General features: G+C 40.7%; 19 protein-coding genes and 1 tRNA gene. 1 reads left to right on the top strand and 19 read right to left on the bottom strand.

The window, feature by feature from the left end:
• Positions 1 to 89 precede the first annotated feature (89 nt).
• From IE056_RS02885 to mraZ, 19 genes are all read right to left on the bottom strand, one after another.
• Entirely contained in the window at positions 90 to 1,259 is a 1,170-nt protein-coding gene (locus IE056_RS02885; RefSeq protein ID WP_189603119.1) for a helix-turn-helix domain-containing protein, read from the bottom strand.
• 763 nt (positions 1,260 to 2,022) lie between these two features.
• Positions 2,023 to 3,048 carry a cytochrome-c peroxidase gene (locus IE056_RS02880; protein WP_229793648.1) on the bottom strand — a complete coding sequence of 342 codons (1,026 nt, stop codon included), beginning with the start codon at positions 3,046 to 3,048 and terminating at the stop codon, positions 2,023 to 2,025.
• Positions 3,049 to 3,334: 286 nt separating this feature from the next.
• Positions 3,335 to 3,408: transfer RNA gene (locus tag IE056_RS02875), tRNA-Arg, on the bottom strand.
• Positions 3,409 to 3,570: 162 nt separating this feature from the next.
• On the bottom strand, positions 3,571 to 3,990 hold the full coding sequence (locus IE056_RS02870) for a hypothetical protein (protein ID WP_229793631.1): 420 nt from the start codon (positions 3,988 to 3,990) through the stop codon (positions 3,571 to 3,573).
• A 254-nt stretch (positions 3,991 to 4,244) separates the two neighbouring features.
• Positions 4,245 to 4,697: a GatB/YqeY domain-containing protein gene (locus IE056_RS02865; RefSeq protein WP_189603115.1), complete on the bottom strand. Its 453-nt coding sequence runs from the start codon at positions 4,695 to 4,697 to the stop codon at positions 4,245 to 4,247.
• 348 nt (positions 4,698 to 5,045) lie between these two features.
• The gene (locus tag IE056_RS02860; RefSeq protein ID WP_189603113.1) at positions 5,046 to 6,377 is read right to left on the bottom strand and encodes a glucuronyl esterase domain-containing protein; all 1,332 of its coding nucleotides are present in this window, start codon (positions 6,375 to 6,377) and stop codon (positions 5,046 to 5,048) included.
• A gap of 491 nt (positions 6,378 to 6,868) precedes the next feature.
• Positions 6,869 to 8,878 (bottom strand): cell division protein FtsZ, encoded by a 2,010-nt coding sequence (ftsZ, locus tag IE056_RS02855; RefSeq protein WP_189603111.1) that lies wholly within the window; start codon positions 8,876 to 8,878, stop codon positions 6,869 to 6,871.
• Between the two features lie 75 nt (positions 8,879 to 8,953).
• Positions 8,954 to 10,297, bottom strand: coding sequence for a cell division protein FtsA (ftsA, locus tag IE056_RS02850; RefSeq protein ID WP_189603109.1), 1,344 nt, complete (start codon positions 10,295 to 10,297; stop codon positions 8,954 to 8,956).
• Between the two features lie 3 nt (positions 10,298 to 10,300).
• Positions 10,301 to 11,017, bottom strand: a complete 717-nt coding sequence (locus tag IE056_RS02845; RefSeq protein ID WP_189603107.1) for a cell division protein FtsQ/DivIB — start codon at positions 11,015 to 11,017, stop codon at positions 10,301 to 10,303.
• The gene (gene murC, locus IE056_RS02840) at positions 11,014 to 12,363 is read right to left on the bottom strand and encodes a UDP-N-acetylmuramate--L-alanine ligase (RefSeq protein WP_189603106.1); all 1,350 of its coding nucleotides are present in this window, start codon (positions 12,361 to 12,363) and stop codon (positions 11,014 to 11,016) included. Before murC ends, IE056_RS02845 begins: the two co-directional genes overlap by 4 nt.
• Complete coding sequence (gene murG / locus IE056_RS02835) at positions 12,363 to 13,466, bottom strand: undecaprenyldiphospho-muramoylpentapeptide beta-N-acetylglucosaminyltransferase (protein WP_189603104.1); 1,104 nt, start codon at positions 13,464 to 13,466, stop codon at positions 12,363 to 12,365. The genes murC and murG overlap by 1 nt, the downstream gene beginning before the upstream one ends.
• A complete protein-coding gene (locus IE056_RS02830) occupies positions 13,463 to 14,665 on the bottom strand; it encodes an FtsW/RodA/SpoVE family cell cycle protein (RefSeq protein ID WP_189603102.1) in 1,203 nt (400 codons plus the stop codon). The genes murG and IE056_RS02830 overlap by 4 nt, the downstream gene beginning before the upstream one ends.
• Positions 14,666 to 14,778: 113 nt before the next feature.
• Positions 14,779 to 16,149 carry a UDP-N-acetylmuramoyl-L-alanine--D-glutamate ligase gene (murD, locus tag IE056_RS02825; RefSeq protein WP_189603100.1) on the bottom strand — a complete coding sequence of 457 codons (1,371 nt, stop codon included), beginning with the start codon at positions 16,147 to 16,149 and terminating at the stop codon, positions 14,779 to 14,781.
• Between the two features lie 43 nt (positions 16,150 to 16,192).
• Entirely contained in the window at positions 16,193 to 17,431 is a 1,239-nt protein-coding gene (mraY, locus tag IE056_RS02820) for a phospho-N-acetylmuramoyl-pentapeptide-transferase (RefSeq protein ID WP_189603098.1), read from the bottom strand.
• Positions 17,432 to 17,462: 31 nt separating this feature from the next.
• The gene (locus IE056_RS02815) at positions 17,463 to 18,926 is read right to left on the bottom strand and encodes a UDP-N-acetylmuramoyl-L-alanyl-D-glutamate--2,6-diaminopimelate ligase (protein WP_189603096.1); all 1,464 of its coding nucleotides are present in this window, start codon (positions 18,924 to 18,926) and stop codon (positions 17,463 to 17,465) included.
• On the bottom strand, positions 18,923 to 20,929 hold the full coding sequence (locus tag IE056_RS02810) for a PASTA domain-containing penicillin-binding protein (RefSeq protein ID WP_189603095.1): 2,007 nt from the start codon (positions 20,927 to 20,929) through the stop codon (positions 18,923 to 18,925). Before IE056_RS02810 ends, IE056_RS02815 begins: the two co-directional genes overlap by 4 nt.
• A 7-nt stretch (positions 20,930 to 20,936) precedes the next feature.
• Complete coding sequence (locus tag IE056_RS02805) at positions 20,937 to 21,254, bottom strand: FtsL-like putative cell division protein (RefSeq protein ID WP_189603094.1); 318 nt, start codon at positions 21,252 to 21,254, stop codon at positions 20,937 to 20,939.
• A gap of 24 nt (positions 21,255 to 21,278) precedes the next feature.
• Positions 21,279 to 22,175: a 16S rRNA (cytosine(1402)-N(4))-methyltransferase RsmH gene (gene rsmH / locus IE056_RS02800; protein WP_189603093.1), complete on the bottom strand. Its 897-nt coding sequence runs from the start codon at positions 22,173 to 22,175 to the stop codon at positions 21,279 to 21,281.
• Positions 22,162 to 22,632, bottom strand: coding sequence for a division/cell wall cluster transcriptional repressor MraZ (gene mraZ, locus IE056_RS02795; RefSeq protein WP_189603408.1), 471 nt, complete (start codon positions 22,630 to 22,632; stop codon positions 22,162 to 22,164). The genes rsmH and mraZ overlap by 14 nt, the downstream gene beginning before the upstream one ends.
• 289 nt (positions 22,633 to 22,921) lie before the next feature.
• On the opposite strand from mraZ, the gene IE056_RS02790 reads away from it, so the two are divergent.
• On the top strand, positions 22,922 to 23,686 hold the full coding sequence (locus IE056_RS02790) for an alpha/beta fold hydrolase (RefSeq protein ID WP_189603092.1): 765 nt from the start codon (positions 22,922 to 22,924) through the stop codon (positions 23,684 to 23,686).
• Positions 23,687 to 23,689 lie beyond the last annotated feature (3 nt).

Here is a 23,689-nt window from a genome sequence, read left to right as displayed (position 1 = left end):
AATATTAGATTACATTAATCAGTACAAAGGCATAAAAAATCCAATTGGATACCCACAGCTTAAATTATAGGAATGAAGAGAAGTAGTACTTATTCTATTTGCAGCGCATACTGACTAGGACTTACATCTACTGCATTTTTAAAAACTTTACTAAAAGATGTTCTGCTGGCGAATCCGCACTCTCCAGCCAAAGCTTCAATAGTGTTATTTTGCAGATAGCCTTCTTTAATCAATTTTTTAGCATATTCCATCCGCAAATTATTCTTGTAGGCTGAAAATGTCAGCCCATAATGACTTTTGAGAAAATAAGAAACATGATGTGCCGGCATCTCCATTTCCTGAGCACATCTAGTGAGATTAAAATCTTGATCTAAATACAACTTTTTTTGGTTAAGCAACTCAAGTTTAGTAGTTATTTCCTGTTCTGCCAGGCCAAATTTTAACTCCGGAGCTTCTTGCTCGACCTCCTTTTTTGAAAGGGGTTTAACTTTCATTATTTGGGGATATCCATGTAAGATACTTGGAAAGTATATCGGAACAACACCTATAAGCAGAAAGACTAAGTACAAAGTTAAGCTCACCAATCCCCCTCCTTGTTGAGCATCATTGAATAACGGATTAAAGATATTTATCACCGCCATCTTTTCAAGCACATACAAAACTGCCAAAATTGACATTAACAAAAGGATAGCCCAAAACAACATCAGCCATTTGTTAAGGATTTCCTTCAATTTGTCTTCTTTTCCAAGTTTAACAAAATTCAACAACTGAGGCAATATTATTAAAAGTACCCCCAATTGCCATAAATGTCTTATCAAAACGTGGTGATCCAGGTGTAGCAACAAATAGTTTACTTTGAGTCTATTTTCCGGGTGTACTATGGCATCATTCAGAATAGCGGTATACACTGCATCTGGCTGGAGATAAACATAAGCTGCATCAATTATTGCCAGGAGCAAAGGGACAAATAATATTAAATGCCTCTTTTTCCACTGGAGTTTATCCTTAAAAATAACCTGAAAGTAATAATATATAGGAATGCATAGCGCGTTGTAAGGAATTAGAGGCCATATAAAAAACCATTTAGCTTTATCAAGGTTCCCACCATCCACTATATAGGTCTGCAGGGCGTATATGGAAAGTATAAAATAAAAACTTCCTAAAAAGAAAGTTGCTTTTGTATTGGTTGATCTTTTTATAAACAATAAGGTAGATAGAACAAAACCAAAAATGGATGCTATTAATAAAATGTTGATCAAACCAGAATAATTACAGACTTTTTAGTTGCTAAAAAAAGGATGACCAAAATTCATTTGGACCCGATACCGACAAAATGCTTTATAAAAGCTGAACTAAGAATGCTTTTTAAGCTTCTCTATCTCAAACCATCTCATCATAATTCCCCTTTTCAGGGAAATCGGCCAACAAAGAAAAAGATTGATTGCAATTCTTACAAATTTATGCCTATATTTTTTCTGATGAATTTAAAATATTGATTTTCATCTCTCTATACTGAGATTATATCTCCCAATACTGTGTGTTTTATTTATTCTAATGTGCCCGGCTGCACTGTATGGACAGTCGCTCTGCTAGGCAATATACAAAGGCTCAAGACTCTTCTGAAATTTGCTTTCAACCTATTTTTAATTCAGAAAAAGGTTATTTAAGTAAAAAATAGGATTTGAAAGAATAGGATCTAAGTTTGAGTAGAGAACAGTAACTGCTATCCCTTACAGCTTTGAGCGCCGTATTTAACCTTAAATACAATTGAGATGTTTATTGATTTTCGAAAAATGCTCAAAATTTAAACTTAAATGGATGTTGCCCTAAGAGAAATAAGGTAGGAATAGCAGGTATGCCGAAAAAAGGAGATTTCAGAATTTGGTTTCCGTATAATGAAGGATTGCAGCCTAATAAGTTATTGAACACAGGATAGAAGAACATTTTATCTATGATCTTTTCTAAGCTAAAATCAGTCTCCAACTTCTAAACACCATCTTTTCTCTGATTTCCAATACTTTGCTATTCAAATGGGGATTGTTTCACCTCCTCTGGCACATCGGCAGAAAGGCTTTTCATAAAAGCTACCAGTTCGTCTATTTCTTTTTCAGATAAATCATTGGCTGTTTGGAGCTCTGCCATTATTTCCACCGCTTTGTTTAAATCCTGTACTGAGCCATCATGGAAATAAGGATAGGTATGCTCTATATTGCGTAATCCCGGAACTTTAAAGAAATATTTATCCATTTCATCCTCACTAATTTCATACAATCCCAAATCAATGGTTTCCGATTGGGTATGGTTCCAATAATCTTCATACAAACCAAATTTTTGAAACATTTGACCACCCATTGCGACCCCACTATGACAGGTAATGCAACCGGCATCAATAAACCCGCGGAGTCCTCTTTTTTCCTTTTCATCCAATGCTGCTTCATCCCCTTCCAGGTATTTATCAAAACGACTTTCCGGCATTAGAGTTCGTTCAAAAGCACCAATTGCATTAAGAATATTTTTAAAAGTTATACCTTCCTCTCCATAAGCTTTGGAAAACAAATCCTGATACAATTCAACTTCCTCCAGACGGTTTACAAGCTGTTCTTCATCTGTAATATTATGTTCTATAGGGTTTAAAATAGGTCCGGCTGCCTGCTCTTCTACAGTTTCGGCGCGACCATCCCAAAACTGCATTTTGTGCAAAGCAGCATAGAGTACAGTAGGAGAATTTCGGTTACCGAACGTTCCCTCCACATCTCCGGGAGAAAATCGTTCATTATCCACCCCATAGGTTTTAAGGTTATGACAGGAGTTACAACTGATATTTCCCTCTCCTGACAAACGTTTGTCGTAATACAAATGCTTTCCTAATTCCACCTCATTGGAATCAGGTTCTTCTATGTCCACAGCAGACAATGGTTCAAAATAAACTTTGGCATCAGTTAAAAGTTGATACCCCTCCTCATCTACATTATTGTTGGAGGTTTTATTTTTATCCACACATGAAATTAATGACACAAGAAAACAAAGAACTAAAAGACGTTTCATGATATAAAGGTTTTGCAGTTGTATTATACCTAAAACTAATAAAATACTAAACAGTAAAGAATGATAAAAATCAGATTTTCATATCCTGAATATTGAAAAGCAAAATGTGCGCATCCCCTTGAGAAACTTGATTATTAGATTCTTTACAATTCAGACCAGCATTATATTTAAACTACATCCTTCTAGTTCCCTTTTAAACCAAATCATTTTAAATGATTCGCCAAAACCTAAAAAACCATGCGAATCCTGAGATTTGCATGGTTTTGATAAGAATTGTGATTCTCAATAGTGACCCCGGCAGGATTCAAACCTGCAACCCTCAGAGCCGAAATCTGATGCGCTATTCAGTTGCGCCACGGAGCCTAATCTGCCGCAAATTTAGATAAAAACTTTATTTTAAACCAAAGAAAAAGCAGGAATAAAAACTAATAATTCTAAATGAGCTTATTCCGTCTAATTTCCTGCTTTTTAAACTGCCAACCATTTAATAAATAGATCAGCTGTTATCCCTTTAAATTGTAAATATTATTCCAGAATGGTAACCCTTTGTGGGTTTAATTGGTCATTCACCTTTTCAACCTCAACTTCCACTCGTTGTCCCCTTTCCATCGCATCAAAAGATACACTCTCTCCATTTTGAATTAATTCGGTATCATTTGAAAAATATAATTCTATAGTCTTGTTGTTATCCAACCTAACATATATTTCTTTCTGCTCGGCGTCAACGACCTCTGCAGTACCTGTATAGGTACCAGATTCCACTACATCTGTATCCTCCAGCTCCTTAACGTCACTTTCTATAGTTTTCACCGCATCTGCTCCTGTTTCATTCACGTTTTCCACGACATTTTCAGCATCCTGATTATTCTTTTCAGAATTTTTACAGCCAATAGTCAAACTAAAAAGACTAAAACCAGCTGCGAATATTAGAATTGATTTTCTCATTCTCATACTTTTTAAATTTTACATATTTAATTCTTCAGATTCCCCTAAGAACCTCAGGGAAAATACCTGAAATTACAAAAGTAAAGTAAACCCAGAGAGGCAGTAAATCCTTTATTCAAAGTTTATAAGAAAAAATCGCATATTATGCTTTCTTTAAATAACTATCCCCTAACACCTATCTATTATATTTTTCTGATGAAAAAGCATTAAAAGGCAAATGGCTTTTGATGCTCTTGCTTTTAAAGAGGTTAAATCTACTGTGCCAGTTTACGTTTCACGATGCTGGAAATGGTCTTTCCATCTGCCTTTCCTGCCAGCTCCTGTGAAGCTGCACCCATAACTTTTCCCATATCCTGCATTCCGCTGGCTCCGGTTCTTTGGATGATATCGTCCACACGTGCTTCTATTTCCTCTTCGCTCATTTGTTCTGGAAGGAATTGCTCAATTACAGCAGCCTGATCCAGCTCTGGCTGGGCAAGGTCTTCTCTCCCCTGCTCTTTATAAATAGCAGCACTTTCTTTACGTTGTTTTACAAGCTTCTGGAGTAATTTCATTTCTTCATCCTCACTCATGCTTTCTTTTCCGGCGGTTTCTGTATTCGCTAAAAGGATCGCGCTCTTTACAGCTCTTAAAGCTTCCAACTTGTTAGAATCCTTAGCCCTCATAGCGGCTTTCATCTCGGTCATTACTTTTTCCTGTAAACTCATAAAACGTATAATTTAGTGAGCTGCGAAGATAAAAATAAAACCCGATATCTGAGAACTCAGTTTTAGGGTTTTAATAAGCGCTTTTGGTTCCCCGCGACTAATTTCAGTAGAAAAAAATTTCCTTCTGAAGTTTATTTTTTAACATTTACGGAAATTACAAAAGTGCAACATAAATTATTTCTGATCACTTCCAGAAGTCCCCTTTTCTGAAAAACATTTCTTTTCTAAACATGTATCCCACATTTTCAATCCCATTACTCCTTCAATAAATCCTGAACTGCATTTACCAGGTAAATATTAGATGACCCAACGCTTATTAAGACGGTAATATTTGATACTTTGAGGTAATTAATTTGAAAAATATCTTTCAGCAAATTCTATAAAATAGGGCCAATTGGGAATGACTGTATGCCCTCCTTCGTGTTGCCTGAAGGCAATTTCCCCTTCCGCAAGATTTGTTCCCTGGGGAGGAAAAGTTTGTGTAGGTAAACCTTTGTATCCCAAAAGTTCATAAACCGGATTTGCAAAGGCACCACCCGAAAACATACCTTTGGCATCCACCCAAGATCCTTCAACATCTCCTGCACCGGCACTTATAAAAATTGGCCTGGGAGCAGCCATGGCTACTAAATGATGCGCATCTACGGGAAGATCATTCACTGTCATTGGTCCAGCATACTTTATGAAATTTGGCGCAAACCAGTGATACTGAGAAGATGATACTAGATTTTCTACCTGCTCTCCAAAATTGCGTCGCAAAATTTTTGTTCCGCCCGCTCCCGAGGAGCCTATAAACCCAATAGCAAATCGTGAGTCATAAGCCATAGTGACCATTGCAGCTTTTCCGTATCTCGATAGACCTTCTATTCCAACTTTTGTTTCATCCACATTGGGGTTTGCTTCGAAGTAATCCATCGCACGGCCTGCTCCCCAGGCCCAGGCGCGTAAGGTGCCCCAATCATCAATATCTCTGGGTTCACCCTTATTTACCAGTCCAATGATTCCCTCTCGTAATCCGGCTCCGTTATCTGCCTGGAAGCTTGTAGGAATCAATGTGGCATATCCCCATCCTTTTGCAAGAAGTTGCTCCTGCCAGGCAGGGCCTTCCGACTTGGGAAATTCCATACCCGGTGGCCAGTTCCAGCCAAATTCCAGCATCACAGGAACTGCTTGGTTTTTGTTTGAAGGTGTTACGAGCGTCATCTCAATTCCCACTTCAATATCCGGAAATCTGGAATTGTCTACATGACCTAAGAGATGCGTATATATTACAGGGTACCTCCCCATTAAGGTGTCTTTTTCTTCAACTATTTCCCAGGTTACATCCGGCAAATTTTCAGGTACTTTTCCATAGATTTGTGAGTCGAAATGCAACTGAATCTCTTTTCGACGTTCCGGCCATTCTTCGGCATTCTTCACGGGACTTCCTTCGTCGAACACCAGCAGTTCGGGAAGACTGTGGTAAGTTTTGGCTTTAGCTTCGTCACTATTGGCCGCATTTGGTGCTTCGGGATTACCGGAGGGTCCAGGTCTAAGTTCAGAAATCCCCAGTTTTTTCATCATTAGCTCATGATCTTTCCGGTTTAATTTATCAATGCTATCTCTCTTGTGTTGGGAGAATTGAGCAATCGATTGAGTAGATATAAAAAGAAAAAGCAGGCAAAATATTATTGTTCTCATTCCTGAATAATGGATTAGTGCATTTTTTGAAGATGAATAACCTCCTGGAATTCCAGGTTTCTTCTGCATTCTTTCTGCCTTATTTTAGCCGGAAAACTTTTATAATAAGATGTATCTCAAGCTTAATTTCGATCGATAAAAAAGAGAGAACTCTATGTTTATTTAAAACAGACAATCAATTTACTAAAAGAAAAATAAAATCATTTAAATAATTTTAAAATATTACAGCAAAGGCGATTACATGAAGGGTGATACTGGTCCCGGAAGATTAAAATTATAACCGGTTTTAACTGAATAAATTTTTCTGAAATAGAAATCCAGCCGTATCTATTCACCCCCCATTGATTCCAGCAGCAGAACCGAACGCTAGCCATAGAACTACATATAAATCAAGAAATAGTAAGGGCTAGGTTTACAACCTGAAGCTAACCCAAAAAAAAAACCGAAACTGAGACTTCAGCTTCGGGTTTTTACAAGTAGTTCTTACTTCCTTAATCTACATTATCATGTAAAAATGAATTATTACTTCTAAATCTGATCTCATCATCATCTCCCGAGTTTATCGAAGTGCGGGAAATTCTTTCTTCTCCGGGATTGGAGCTGTCAAGGTCTATTCCTGCACGCTTATAAGCCGGTTGCTTCTCAATGTCTTCGATCTTACTTCTGAATTTATAATTAAAATCCTTCATTTTAGCCCTTCTTTCTGCTGCCCTTTTGATAAGGTCTTCAGAAATAGGATTGTTGAAAGGATCAATCTCTTCTTCAGGAGAAGATTTTGCAGGAGCTTCTTCTTTCGCTACCTTCTTCTCGATCTCAGGCTGTTTTTCCTGAATTGGCTTTGAAGTAGGCTTGGAGTTTTTCATCATTTGCTCCACTTCAAGATAATCTTCCAGACTGTATCTCTTTTCGCCGTTCTGATTGATTTCCGGCTTTATCTCTCTTGTCTGATTTCTTGGTTCATTCTCTTCATCAGAAAGCCTGTGAACGATCTTCTTCTCTTCCGCAGGTTTTTGTTCTTCACGAGGAGCCTCATATCGTGGTTCTTCAGTTTCCCTAACAGAAGGTTGTTCTGTCCTTTTTGGCATGTCAAAGCTGAACATGAACTGCTCCTGTGATTCCTGCTTTACCTCTTCAGGTTCGTTTACCTCAATATCTCTTACAGCATCAGTGATTATAAAATCTTCAGTTGGGGCCTGATATTGATTCTGTGGCGGAGTCGGAGTTTGAAATTCATTTTTTGATGGAGTTTGAGCTGGTTCCGGAGCCGGTGCCGGAGTTGACTTAACTTCTTCAAACAAAACATTCATATTCCTCACTTCCGCAGAAGGATTTTTATCATCGGGTTCATCAACCTCCTCCTCTTCAAGGGAAAGGGTGTGAACAATTTTATCTTCCTTTGGTGGTGCAGCATCATAAGAAGATCCGGTTTTCTTCGGACTTAAATTATGCTCTGCCTTTTGCTCATCTTCAAGCGTATGGATTATCTTTTTTGTTTCAGTATTAACGATCTCATTTTGCTGTTCCACATCAAAACCAGTGGCAATGATCGTAACAGAAATTGCTTCATCAAGACTCTCATCTTCCCCAACACCCATAATGATGTTGGCACTGTGACCGGCCTCTGCCTGGATATGATCGTTAATCTCTCCTATCTCATCAATAGTAATTTCCTCTGAACCAGAAACGATAAGCAGCAACACGTTTTTGGCACCGGTAATCTTATTGTCGTTTAGAAGAGGGGAATCAAGGGCTTTTACTATAGCATCATTTGCACGAGTGGCTCCAGATGCCTGTGCAGATCCCATTATTGCTGTCCCGCTGTTGCTTAGAACCGTCTTTGCATCCCGCAAGTCAATGTTTTGCGTGTAGTGATGGGTAATTACTTCTGCAATTCCTCTTGAAGCCGTCGCTAAAACCTCATCGGCTTTAGAAAACCCTGCTTTGAATCCAAGGTTCCCATAGACTTCCCGGAGTTTATTATTATTGATCACGATAAGTGAATCTACCTGTTTCCTAAGGTTTTCGACTCCAATCTGGGCCTGTTCACAACGCATTTTACCTTCAAACTGAAAAGGAATGGTCACAATACCAACGGTAAGTATGTCCATATCCTTAGCCTGTTTGGCAATAATTGGCGCTGCTCCTGTACCTGTACCACCACCCATTCCGGCAGTAATAAATACCATCTTGGTATTGGTATCCAACATTCCCTTTATATCATCAAAACTCTCTACAGCTGCCTGCTCCCCAACCTGCGGATTTGCTCCCGCTCCCAGTCCTTCTGTAAGGCTTACCCCCAACTGGATCTTATTGGGCACAGTACTGTTTTCAAGTGCTTGTGCATCTGTGTTGCAAATAACGAAATCAACCCCCTTGATTCCCTGGAGGAACATGTGGTTAATCGCATTGCTACCTCCTCCACCTACACCAATAACTTTAATTACGTTCGATTGGTTCTTTGGTAGATCGAATGAAATGTTTTCGAATTCTGTGCTGCTCATAAATTCTGTTTTACTGGTTTTCTACTTCTTTTCTTTCTATTCTTCATAGAATTCTTTTTTCAATTTTTTTCTTTCTTATTCTGCCTTGTCCAAAAAATCCTTGAACTTCTCGGCCCATTTTTCAAAAAATGTTCTCTTTTGCTGACGTACGGTAGCCGAAAGATCTTCTTCCTCGAATTCCTCCTGGGCTGCTTCCACAGAATTGGCCGGCTGCTCGCCAATCTCCTCTTCTGCCTGCTCGGCCTTATGATTTCTTTTGCCTATTTCAAGGCTATTCAACACCAAACCTACGGCCGTTGCATATAACGGACTCGTGGTCTCCGCATCACTGTCTCCTGCCAGGTGCTCGTTTGGATATCCAATCCTGGTATCCATTCCGGTAATATATTCCACCAGTTGCTTGATGTGTTTTAACTGGGCGCCACCGCCTGTCAACACAATCCCTGCAATTAACTTTTTCTTCTGCTCTTCGTGCCCGTAGTTCTTGATCTCCAAATACACCTGCTCAATGATCTCTACCACTCTGGCGTGAATGATCTTCGATAAGTTCTTCAGTGTAATTTCCTTCGGTTCCCTGCCGCGTAATCCCGGAATGGAAACGATCTCATTATCCTTATTTTCACCCGGCCACGCAGATCCGAATTTTATTTTCAGAAGTTCTGCCTGCTTTTCAATGATCGAACAACCTTCTTTGATATCCTCGGTGATCACTCCGCCACCAAATGGGATTACAGAGGTATGCCTGATAATTCCGTCTTTAAAAATAGCAAGATCTGTAGTACCACCTCCGATGTCCACTAAAGCCACTCCGGCTTCTTTCTCTTCCTGACTCAGCACTGCATTGGCTGATGCCAATGGCTCCAGGGTTACTGCAGAAAGCTCCAGTCCTGAACTCTTTACACAACGTCCAATATTCCTGATGGAGGAAACCTGCCCTACCACCACGTGGAAATTTGCTTCAAGCCTGCCGCCATACATCCCAATAGGCTCTTTGATCTCTGCCTGCCCATCCACTTTAAATTCCTGCGGAAGAACATGGATGATCTCTTCGCCAGGAAGCATTACCAGCTTGTGTACCTGGTTGCACAATTTATCAATATCGGTAGAGTCTATCACCTCGTCCGCATTTGGTCTGGTGATATAATCACTGTGCTGCAGACTTCTTATATGCTGCCCGGCAATTCCCACTACCACTTCTTCAATCTTCAATCCCGAATCAGATTCAGCTTCCTGGATGGCCTGCTGGATCGATTGGATGGTCTGCGTAATATTATTTACCACCCCGCGGTGAACGCCAAGGCTCTTTGCTTTTCCAATTCCAATTATTTCCATTTTTCCGTATTCATTCATACGGCCTATCATGGCAACAATTTTAGTGGTACCTATATCTAATCCTACTGCAATGTCGTTTTGTTCCATATCTTACTTTTTCGTGCTTACAACCTGATCTTTAAATTGTAAATTCACTTTTTTATAGGCATTCAGCTTTTTATCTTTCATTGCTTTTTGATAAAAGGCTTTAAAATTAGTAGTCTTTCTTTCAATGTCTTCGATCTTCCCAAAGTGTACGGCAAAATCCTGCTTTCTCACCTCCAGCTCATACATGCCATTCGCAAGCCGGTTAATACCGGTGACATGAACCGCCATAAAAGGATCATTTCTTATATGATCAAGCAACGGAAAAACTTCGCTTAAATGTTCTTCCCTTATCCCCGAAACCACAGGCACCCGGGCCGAATAAAAAGTGGAAAGAGGCATTTTTTCTCCCTTTCTGTCAATGTAATAGGGGCGTGCTGCCAATACTCTTCCTATTGGTTTTCTCTGCGTAATACTCGCGCCCATTTTCCCGTCAACGCTCATAAAGACTTCTGCCTTTTCGATCATATCGTGAGCGTCTAAAATGGACTCCACCCTATTCAAATCTAAAGTATCTTTGACTACGGTTGCAACCTCTACATGATTTTGTATTAACAATTTATTAACCGCTTCCTCAGTCACATAGAGATTTTCACTGTTGGTAAACTGAAGACTTACTTCGGAAATTTTTCGGGAATTACTGCGTTTTTCTGCGAATGCAAATAAAAAAAACACTGCGCCAATCAGCAAGAATCCCTTTATGTAATTCCAGTTAATTTTCATGACAGCAAATTATTTTTTACCGTTTCCACTTCTTCTCCAATATCTCCTGCCCCCAAAAGCATCACCACTTCGGGATTTAATTTTTTAATTACTTCTGAAAGCTCCTCTTTTTGAACCAGTTGCTTGTTTATATTATCAATTTTATTCAGCAGCCATTCTGAAGTGATCCCTTCCATAGGTTCTTCCCGCGCCGGATAAATATCCAGCAGTAAAACCTGATCAAACAGACTCAGGCTTGCTGCGAAATCATCGGCAAAATCCCTTGTCCGGCTAAAAAGGTGTGGCTGAAACACCACTAAAACTTCTTTCCCCGGATGCATTTCCCGTACCGCCTGGTGCACTGCGGCAATTTCGGCCGGATGATGTGCATAATCATCGATGAGAACAAGGTCATCTGACTTTATTCTGTAAGAGAACCTTCTGTGAACTCCTTTAAAGACAGTCAAAGCCCGGGCGAGGCCACTGGGGAGGCAGCCGAATTCTATGGCCATCGCGAGAGCTGTGACTGCATTAAACAAATTGTGTTTACCCGGTAAGGATAAACTGAAATTCTTATATATTTTTCCTCTAAAATTTAAATCGAAATAGTAACTGCCATTTTCCACCCGCACATTTTCTGCAGTTACATCGGCACCGTCTTCCACCCCAACAGAGGTTCCCTGAAGCGGCAATCCTTTCTTATAAAAGAGCGTGCCGTCCTGCGGAACCAGCGCCACAAAATCCAAGAAGGACTGTTGAAGCTGTTCGTTCGCTCCATAAATATCCAGGTGATCGGCATCCATGGAAGTGATCGCAGCAATGTTTGGTGACAACTGCAGGAACGAACGGTCAAATTCATCTGCTTCCACCACGGTCACTTTGTTACCACTCATCACTAGATTGCTTCCGTAATTTTCGGCCACACCACCAAGGAAAGCTGTTACTTCTTCTCCTGTTTCCTTCAGCAAATGCGCAAGCATTGCTGTGGTAGTGGTTTTTCCGTGGGTACCAGCCACTGCCAAAGTGTAAATGTTTTTGGTAATTTTCCCTAAAACCACTGCCCTTTTTTCAAGAGTAAAACCTTCAGCTTTAAAAAAGTTGAATTGTTGATGATTTTTCGGGATCGCCGGAGTGTACACTATCAGCGCATTTTTATCTTCTGTAAATTCCAAAGGCAAATCTTCCACATCATCTTTGTAGATCACGCTGATCCCTTCAGATTCCAGCTTCCCGGTGAGCGAAGACCTGGTTTTATCGTACCCGGCAACATTGATCCCCTGTGCATTGAAATAGCGGGCAAGAGCACTCATGCCAATGCCTCCAATCCCAAGGAAAAACATATTTTTTATGTGATCAAAGTTGCTCATTAAGCCTTTTTGAATATAATTTTTTCTACTTCATCTACTATATTGGAAGTGGCAAATGGTTTCGCCATCCCTTTAATGTTTTTCCCCAGGAGCTCCATTTTTTCTTTTGAACCTACCAGCGGGAAAAATATATTTTTAAATTTCGTTTTCAGATCTTTCTCTGCGATAACCACAGCTGCATCCATTTGTGCAAGTGCCAGGGCATTTTTTGTCTGGTGATCTTCTGCCACATTCGGTGACGGCACAAAAAGCACCGGCTTCCCTACGATGCACAATTCAGAAACTGTTCCTGCACCCGCCCGGGAGATTATGATATCCGCAGCGGCATAGGCCAAATCCATCCGGTTCATAAAAGCATAGGTCTTAACGTTTCCGGCTTCGTTGTACTTTCTGTAATCATCAAAATATAGCGTTCCGGTTTGCCAGATCACCTGTAAGCCGTGTCTTTCAAATTCCACCAGGTTCTCCATTACCAGCTGATTAATGTTTCGGGCACCAAGGCTTCCGCCGAGCACCAAAAGCACTTTTTTATTCGGATCCAGTTTGAAAAAAGACAATGCTTCTTCTTTTTTCTGACTCACATCCAAAAGATCCTGTCGCACCGGATTTCCGGTTAAAACAATTTTTTCAGAAGGAAAAAATCTCGACATGTCGGGATATGCAGTACAAATCACACTGGCTTTCTTTGCCAAAATTTTATTGGTCACCCCTGCCAGGGAATTCTGTTCCTGGATAAGAGTGGGAATATTATTCTGATTTGCCATTTGCAGTAAAGGTCCACTGGCAAATCCGCCGGTTCCAATCACGACATCAGGTTTAAATCTGTTCAATATTTTCTTAGACTTCCACATGCTCTTCATCACCTTGAAAGGGAAAAGCAGATTTTTGAAACTCAGCTTTCTCTGAAATCCGCTGATCCATAATCCTTCGATCTTATAGCCTGCCTCAGGAACTTTTTGCATTTCCATACGATCTTCGGCTCCCACAAAAAGGATCTCAGTATCGGGATGGCGTAATTTTATCTCATTGGCAATAGAAATTGCCGGGTAGATATGTCCTCCCGTTCCTCCTCCGGATAGTATTACACGTAGTCCCTTTTTCATATCGCTTCACTTAAAATTTCCAATGGATTCTCTTCTTCCTCATCCAGTTCAATCTTCCTGATCTCTTCCTCTCTCTTGGCACTTACACTCAGGATAATTCCCAATGCAAGGCAGGTCATCCAAATGGAAGAACCTCCACTACTTATTAGCGGCAAGGTTTGCCCCGTTACCGGAAATAATTCCACTGCCACCGCCATGTTTACCAGCGCCTGAAAAATAATTGGCAGCCCCAGTCCTATCACGAGCAACTTCCCGAAAGCACAATGTGCTTTTGTAGCCACAATAATGATGCGGAACAATAACATCAAATACGCCAGCATCACCAGCAAACCTCCAATCAATCCCATTTCTTCCACAATGATGGCATAAATAAAATCGGAAGATGATTGCGGCAAAAAGTTTCTCTGCACGCTTTTTCCAATTCCATTTCCTGTCACCCCGCCGCTCGCTATGGCTATTTTGGCTTTTTCAATCTGGTAATCGGCTTCGGTATCTTCATCGTTTGTAAAATTCTCTACTCTGCTTATCCACGTATCAACCCTGTTAGGGAAGACGCCGGGAAATGCTTTTGCCGTCAAACCGAATATTAGCAGCACCACCAAACCCGCTCCCACAATTCCCATTAAATATTTAATAGGATATCCCCCAATGAAAACAAGCAAAAGCACCATTGAAAAAAGGATTGCCGTAGTGGAAAAATTGGCCGGCAAAATTAACATTAATATTACTCCTACAGGCACCCAAAGCGGTAAAATAGTCTGCGTAAATGTAAACTCCCTGTCCTTCAGCTTCGCCATGTAACGGGCCACATAAGTAAGCAAAACTACCGATGCCAGCGTAGAAGTCTGGAACGTCTTGTTAATGAAAGGAATATTGATCCACCTGCTCGCATTTGCTCCATCAATCATCACTCCCTGGGAAATTGTATAAATAAGTAAAACCACCAGGACCGGCATGATCAAAATGGAAAGCCCCTTAAAATAATGATAGGGCACCTTATGTATAAAGAACATGATCGCAAACCCAAGGAACAAGTATAAAAAATGATTTACCAGATAATGGAAGGTACTGCCGTCACCATATAAATAAGCGAGATTACTACTGGCGCTGTACACCGGTAAAAACGAAAACACAGCCAACAATCCGGTGGTAGCCCAGATAGCTTTATCTCCCTTTATTTTTGAAAAAACAGTACTCATTTTATTCTTTTAATCTTCCTTAAGCTGCCCCTTCTTTCGGAGTCAGCTTCTATATTCTTGTAATGAAGGAATGCTTCTGGTTGATTCAGGATGTTCTCTTCATTCATCCTCTGTTACAGGTTTCTTACAGCTTCTTTGAACTGTCTTCCCCTGTCCTCATAATTTTTAAAAAGGTCAAAACTTGCACAAGCAGGAGACAACAACACAGCATCTCCTCTTTCCGCTAATTTATACGCCTCTTTTACCGCTTCCTCCATGCTTTGGGTCTCCACGATAATATCCACACAATTACTAAACGCATTCTGGATGCGGGAATTATCTATTCCAAGACAAACTATGGCTTTCACTTTTTCGTTGACCAGTGACAATAATTCTGAATATTCATTGCCTTTATCCACTCCACCCACGATCCAAACGGTTTCGGCTTCCATGCTTTCCAGCGCATAATAGGTAGCGTTCACATTGGTTGCTTTGGAATCATTGATGTACTGAACATTATTGATCTTAAGCACTTTTTCAAGACGGTGTTCCACCCCCTGAAAATTCTCCAGGCTTTCCCGTATGGTTTCTTTCCTAATTCTCAATAACTGCGCAACTGTAGCGGCAGCCATGGCATTTTTAGCATTGTGTTTCCCTTCAAGGGACAGTGTGTTTGTTGGCATGTTGAATTTATTGTTATCTATAGTGATTTGTATTTCGTCGTCTTTTATACAGGCTCCGTTCTCTACTTCCTTCTGAAGTGAAAAAGGCAATTTTCTTGATTTGATCGGGAATTCGTTAAGCCATTTTTCAATTATTTCGTTATCGGCATCGTATATAAAAAAGTCTTCTTCTGTCTGATTTTTGGTGATCCTAAATTTTGAGGCAATGTATTCCTCAAGCCTGTGATTGTATCTGTCCAGGTGGTCTGGTGTGATGTTGGTCATTACAGCAATGTGCGGACGGAAATTTTCAATTCCGTCTAACTGGAAACTGCTTAGTTCCAGTACAAATGTATCAGCGACATTATCGGCTACCTGTTTTGCAAAGCTCTGGCCTATGTTACCGGCCATTCCCACTTTCAATCCGGCGTTCTTCAGGATGAAATTGGTGAGGGAAGTGGTGGTGGTTTTTCCGTTGCTTCCGGTGATCCCGATGATTTGAGCATTGGTAAATTCTGAAGCAAATTCGATCTCAGAAATTACTTTGATACCCTTCCCGCGAAGCTTGTTCACCAAAGGAGCATCTTCAGGAATTCCCGGGCTTTTCATTACCAGGTCTGCCTGAAAGATCTTTTCTTCAGAATGTTGCTGCTCTTCCCAGTCAATATTATTCTCCTCAAGAACCTCTTTATTCTTGTCAGCCATTTTCCCTAAATCTGAAACAAAGACTTTGTAGCCTTTCTGTTTTGCAAGAATGGCTGTGCCCACACCGCTTTCGCCTCCCCCCAGGATCACGAGGAAAGTGCAGGTGTCTTTTTTGAACGTTTTATTTGCGCTGGACATTGTCATTTATTTTGTTTCAGTTCTTCTCCTGAAGAGTTTTTTCTTATCTAAGTTTTAATGTTACTACAGTAAGGATGGCCAGAAAAATCCCGATAATCCAGAACCGCACTACGATCTTGCTTTCATGAAAGCCTGCTTTCTGAAAATGGTGGTGCAGCGGCGACATTTTGAAAATCCGTCTTCCTTCTCCATATTTTTTCCTGGTGTACTTAAACCAGCCCACCTGCATTACCACCGACAGGTTTTCTATTAAAAACACGCCGCATAACAGCGGAATGAGTAATTCTTTTCTGGTGGCTAAAGCCAAAACAGCTATTATTCCGCCAATTGTCAAACTTCCAGTATCGCCCATAAATACCTGCGCCGGAAAAGTGTTGTACCAAAGGAATCCTACCAAAGCTCCAACAAAAGCTGAAATATAAATCGTCATTTCGCCCGAGCGCGGGATGTACATCACATTCAAATAATCGGAAAAAATGATATTTCCCGATACCCACGCAAACAAGCCGAGTGCCAGGACAATTATGGCGGATGTACCGGCGGCTAGCCCATCGATCCCGTCGGTTAAATTAGCCCCGTTAGAAACTGCTGTTACTATAAAAATTACAATGGGAATAAAGATTAACCACGCATATTTCGCCCATTCAGGATTGATCCATGAGATAAGATCTGCATAATTAAACTCGTTGTTCTTCACAAAAGGAATGGTGGTTTTGGTTGATTTTTCCTCCACAGAAATCTCTGGATTATCCGCAGAAGAAACCAGCTCCACCGCCGATTTTTGATTTGGGATCACCGGATTTTCCTTGATTGTAATATCGGGGTGAAAATAGATGGTAGCACCTACAATTAACCCAAGCCCGATCTGGCCTATTACTTTAAAAATACCTTTTAGCCCTTCTTTGTCCTTTTTAAATGTTTTTATGTAATCATCTATAAATCCAATTGCCCCCATCCAGATAGTCGTAACAATAAGCAGGAGCACATAAATATTGGTAAGGTTGGCAAGCAGCAGTACTGGTACTAACGTGGCAAGAATGATAATGATCCCTCCCATGGTTGGTGTTCCTGCTTTTTCACTTTGACCTTCTAGACCAAGATCCCTTACACTTTCCCCAACCTGCTTTAACTGCAAATAAAGGATGATCTTCTTACCAAAAATGGTTGAAATACCCAGCGAAAGCAAAATAGCCATAGCAGACCGGAAGGAAATGAACTGATAAAGGTTCTCCCCCGGAAACTGGTATAAGCTATCTAAATATTCAAATAAGTGATATAACATAAACTTCTCTGCTATCTCCCTTTCCGGAAGATTATTTTTTTAATTGCTTTAGGTATTCGGTCACGATCTTGAGATCATCAAAATCAAATCGCTCCCCATTTATTTCCTGATAATTTTCGTGACCTTTTCCTGCTATTAGAATGATGTCATTCTTTTGCGCCAGCTGGCAAGCAGTTTTGATAGCCTGCTTACGGTTGGTAACCGACATTACCTTTTTAAAATTTTGCGGCTCCACCCCGGCTTCCACTTCCTCCACAATCTTGTCGGGATCTTCCGTGCGTGGATTGTCACTGGTAAAGACCACTTTTGTACTCAATGAGGAAGCAATATTCCCCATCACCGGTCTTTTGGTTTTGTCACGGTCGCCCCCACAGCCAACAACTGTAATAAGCTCTTCATTCCTGGTGCGAATGCTGTTAATGGTTTCCAGTACATTCTGCAAAGCATCGGGCGTGTGTGCATAATCGACAATAGCCGTAACTTTTCCTTCGGAAATAAAGTACTGGAACCTTCCGCTTACCGCCTGCAAAGCACTAATGTGCTTAAGGCTTTCTATGGTTGTTAAACCCAGTAATTCTGAAGCTGCGTAAATTGCCAGCACGTTGTAGGCATTGAAATTCCCTATTAGTTTTGTCCAGACCTCCTGACCGTTTATTTTCAGAAGCAATCCACTGAATTCATTTTCCAGGATTTGCGCTTTATAATCGGCGTAGGATTTTAGTCCGTAGGTATATTTTTTTGCTTTGGTATTCTGGATCATGACCGGCCCATTCTTGTCATCTATATTTACCAATGCAAATGCCGAGGCAGGAAGTTCATCAAAAAACCGCTTTTTCACATCTCTGTATTCAGCAAACGAGCTGTGATAATCGAGGTGCTCGTGGGATAAATTGGTAAAGATTCCGCCTGTAAAATACAGTGCGGTGGTCCGCTCCTGTGCGATTCCGTGAGAACTCACTTCCATAAAACAATATTCCACTCCCGCGTCATTCATCTTCCTTAAAAAAGAATTGATCACAAGGGAATCTGGCGTGGTATGAGTGGTGTCGAATGTTTCATTCCCCACCTTGATCTCAACTGTAGAAAGTAAACCGACTTTAAATCCGGCTTTTGAAAACAGCTGGTATAACAAGGAAGCAATGGTGGTTTTCCCATTGGTTCCGGTTACCCCTACCAGTTTTAAATTTGCCGAAGGATTTTCGTAGAAATTGGCAGCCATCACCGCCAGAGCCTTGTGCGTATCGAGCACCTGCACATAAGTCACTCCTTTTTCCTGCTCTGCCGGCATATCTTCACAAACTACCACTAAAGCACCCTGTGCAATGGCTTTATCTATGAAATCGTGCCCATTGGATTTGGTGCCTTTTATAGCAACGAATACATCTTTCGATCCCACTTTTCGGGAATCGAAATGAATCTCGTTTACTGCAGTACCGGTATCTCCAACAACTGCTTCTAAAGCAACTTTATATAATATGTCTTTTAAAATTGTCAACTCAAATGGAGGTTTATAGTCTGGTTTGGTTTAATTTTTTCTCCGGCTTTAATGGATTGTCCGGCAACATTTCCATTGCCAATGATCTTAACCTGAAGGCCAAGGTTTTCCAGGATCGAAATAGCATCCATCGCGGGCATTCCCTTTAAATTGGGCATCACCTGATTTGCTTTCCTGGAAGTGGCAAAATATTTTTCGAAATCCTTTTCTATATCAGGAGCTGTTATGTTCAGGCTGTCAATTTGATCGGTCACAGGGGTATCTGTAAAGATTTTTTGTGCAATCCTTTTAAACACCGGCCCGCTTACATCTGCACCATAATATCCTGTGCGGGTATTCGGTTTATGAATGACCACGATACAGGAGTACTTCGGATTTTCTGCCGGAAAATATCCTGCAAAAGATGAAATGTATCTTGGATTTCTACCCCAGTCTTCCATCCAGTATTCTGTTTGGGCAGTCCCTGTTTTTCCAGCCATCGAGAAATTAGGATCATAAAGGCTTTTTCCAGTACCTTTTTCTACTACATCCTTCAGCATTTCCTGTACTTTAGCGATGGTTTCAGGAGAACAAATAGCAGGATCAATAACTTCTTTTTCGAATTTTTCTATGGTCTTGTCCCATTCTTTTACCTCTTTAATAAACCTGGGCTTAACCATTTCACCACCATTGGCAACAGCATTATAAAAAGTAAGCGTTTGCAGCGGTGTCATTTGAATACTCCCGTAGCCGTAGGCCATCCAGGGCAATGAAAGCCCCGACCATTTACTGTCTCCGGGTTCCGGAATATAAGATTCCCCTTCCCCTTTAATGGCCAGCCCCAGCTGCTCCCCCAGGTGCATTTTCTTTAATCCGTCTACAAATTTCTGTGGTTGCGCTTTATAATTTTCATATATCATTTTCACGATCCCCACATTGGAAGACACCTGAAAAGCTTCTGCGGCCGAAATTTTTCCGTAGCCACCATATTTTGAATCCCTCACCTTGCGACGATGGATGGTCATGATTCCTTTTTCGGTATCTACCACCGTACTGGTGTCAATCACCTTATCCTCCAGCGCCACGATCATGGCCATTAATTTAAAAGTAGAGCCCGGCTCATGCGATTCCCCCACGGCGTAGTTCAGTTTCTCATAATATGTCCCCTTTGAAGTACGGCCAAGATTTGAAATTGCTTTTATTTCTCCAGTCGAGGTTTCCATCACTACTACAGAGCCGTGATCGGCTTCATATTTCTCAAGTTGTTTTAACAACGCATGATGGGCAATATCCTGGATCTTAACATCTATAGTTGAAATGAGATCATATCCATCTTTTGGCTCCAGCTCATTATTATCACTAATAGGCTTCCACTGGCCCTTGGCTATTTTTTGTTTTAACCGCCGACCTTCTTTTCCTCTCATATAAGGACCAAAAGCACCTTCCAATCCTACACGGGTGAAATATCCGTTTTCATCCTGCCGCTCATAACCCACGGTTCTTTCTCCCATTTTCCCCAATGGGTGCTCCCTTACGGTGCGCTGCTCCACAATAATCCCTCCCCGGTTGGAACCAAGGTTAAACATTGGGAAGCTCTTTACTTTTATATAATCTGAATATCCAAGATTGCGCGCAATAAGAAAATATCGGTGTTGATTAGCTCTTGCCGTACGCAGGGTCTGCGAATAATGTGCAGCAGATTTTCCGAACATCCTGGAAAGCTCTTCGGAAAGTGCCGTAATATTTTCTTCAAAATTCTTATCTGAAACTGTTACAGCATCAAACCTGATATCATACCTCGGGATAGAAGTTGCCAGAAGATTTCCGTTGACATCATAGAGATTTCCCCGGTTCGCCGGAATAGTAAAATTCCTGTAAGTTCTCTCCTCTGCCATTTTTTTGTATTCCTCCCCTTGCACAAACTGGATATCAAGCAGCTTCAACCCCACCAAAATGGTGAAGATGAACATACATCCTGCAACGATATACAATCTGTTTAATATGCTCTTCTCGGTTGTCGCCATTGAAGGGTTAAGGGTTTTGTTTGATTACGATCCTGGTAGGTGGCGTCTCGGAAGGTTTAATTCCCTTATCTGCCATTTTAGTAGTGATGGTTGATTCCATCTTAAGGCGCATAAGGCTAGAACGGCGGTCAACGAATTCACTTCGAAGTTCCCGCACATCATTATTAAGTTTTGCTATCTCATGCACCTTTCGCTCTGCACTATGCGAACTTGCGATCATGACAATGGCCAGCAGCGTACAAAAAAGTATAAACCGCCAGTTTTTAAAAGCATCATTGCTTATTAAAAACTTACCTTTTAATATGTCATAAAATCCATTCATCATAAATCTTGCTTCAGGAAAGCATTTCTATAATTTTTCTGCTATCCGAAGTTTTGCACTTCGGGCACGGTTGTTCTTTTTAATTTCTTCTGAAGACGGAACTCTTAATTTCCCCACCTTCTTAAATGGAACAGAAATATTTCCGTAGAAATCCTTTTCAGGCTCTCCTTCAAACATCCCGCTTCTAATAAACCGCTTCACCAGCCGGTCTTCCAGGGAATGATAAGAGATCAGACTGATTCTTCCTTCCTCATTCAGCAAATCCTCTGTCTGAAGCAAAAATTCTTTTAAAGCCTCTATCTCCTGATTCACTTCTATACGAATCGCCTGATAGATCTGGGCTAAAATTTTATGCTCTTTTGCAGCAGGTAAAAAAGGCTTCAACACCTCTTTTAAATGCTCGCTGGTTTCAATGGGCCCTTCTTTCCTTTCAGAAACAATTGTTCTGGCTATTTTTGGTGAATTCCTCAATTCTCCATAATTGAAAAGCACATCTCTTAGCTGTTTCTCCTCATATTCATTCACCACCTGATAAGCACTTAATGCACTTTTTTGATCCATGCGCATATCAAGCTTAGACTCAAACCGGGTAGAGAAACCGCGTTCCGCCACATCAAACTGATGGGAAGAAACACCAAAATCCCCAAGAATCCCATCCACCTTACGCACCCCATAAAATCTCAGGAAACGTTTTATATACCTGAAATTTTCATTGATAAGCGTAAATCGTTCATCATCAATTTTATTTTCCAGCGCATCAAGATCCTGATCAAAAGCATACAGCTTTCCGTTTGGTCCCAGCCTTGCCAGGATCTCCCTGGAATGTCCGCCCCCACCAAAAGTCACATCCACGTAAACACCGTCTTCCTTTATGTTAAGACCATCTACTGTTTCTTTTAATAAGACCGGGTTATGATAATCCATTCTCCTTTTTATTTCCCATGATCTCTTCAGCCAGTGCCGCAAAATCGTCTACTGAATCTTCTAGGGTAGTTTCATACTTATCCTTATCCCATATCTCAATGAAATTCATTGAAGATGCAAGCACTATTTCTTTGTCTATACCCGCAAACTCCACCAAATCTTTTGGAATTAACAACCTTCCGTTCGTATCTACCTCAATAGTCTTTGCACCTGCCGTAAACTTTCTCAACAGAGCCCTGTGACTTTTCAAAAAAGTGTTAAGTCTGCTATCCATGTCCCTCATTACAGCATCCCATTCTTTCAAAGGATAAAGCTCAAGACAGGGTTCATACACCGATCTTTTGAGAACAAAACCATCCTGCAACATAGGCACAAGCTGCTTCTTAAGAGGCGCCGGGACCATTAACCGTCCCTTCGCATCTACCTTGCATTCATATGTTCCAACGAGATTTACCACACCAAATAGTTTACAGTTCAAATATATTGAAAAAATTACCACATTTTACCACTTTTTACCACATTGTTGATAAATTCTACCCATAGAAATCAATCCTCTTAGAAGAAATCAACTATCTGACAGAGTTTCAGTTGTATTGCAGATTGTTAAAAAATAAGAATTGGCGGGAGAGGAATTTGTTCAAAAGAATTGCAGCAAAACTCGAATCATATCATGAGGATTTGTGCTAAAATCCTTATACTTGTAATGAAATCGCTATATTTGCGATTGCTAACAGCAAAGGCAGTCAATGAAAAATAATTTAAGGGAAGAAGGAAAATTTAGTTTTGTAGAGGAAGGAGAAGGAACTCCAATCATTATCCTGCATGGATTAATGGGGGGATTAAGTAACTTTGAGGGCGTAATGGATTTTTTTCCTAAAAACGGATATAAAGTGGTCATTCTTGACCTCCCGTTATACGATCTCTCACTCATCAAAACAAGTGTCGCAAATTTCGCCAAATTCCTAAAGGAATTTGTGGACATGAAAGGCTACAAAGAAGTCATATTACTTGGTAACTCATTAGGCGGACACATCGCTTTGCTCTGCACAAAATTATACCCCGAGATAGTTAAAGCTTTAGTGATCACAGGAAGTAGTGGATTATACGAAAGCGCCATGGGTGAAAGTTATCCCAAGCGAGGTGATTACGAATACATAAAAAAGAAAGCACAAAACGTGTTTTACGATCCTGCAGTGGCTACAGATGAAATTGTAGATGATGTTTTTGCTACCGTGAATGACAGGAACAAACTTATCAAAACCCTTGCAATCGCAAAAAGTGCCATAAGGCACAACATGTCCAAGGATCTTCCAAAAATGCATACGCCTACCTGCATTATCTGGGGCCGCAATGATAACGTCACCCCACCTGAAGTTGCTGAAGATTTTTACCGCCTCTTACCAGATTCAGATCTTTTCTGGATCGAAAAATGTGGACATGCTGCCATGATGGAACACCCGGAATCTTTCAACAAGATCCTTTACAAGTGGTTCACAGACCGCAAATTTTAATTC

Source organism: Salinimicrobium marinum (assembly GCF_014651535.1).
GTDB classification, from domain to species: Bacteria; Bacteroidota; Bacteroidia; order Flavobacteriales; family Flavobacteriaceae; genus Salinimicrobium; species Salinimicrobium marinum.
Note: the sequence above shows the minus strand (reverse complement) of the source record. Positions and strands in the feature narration are given on the sequence as shown.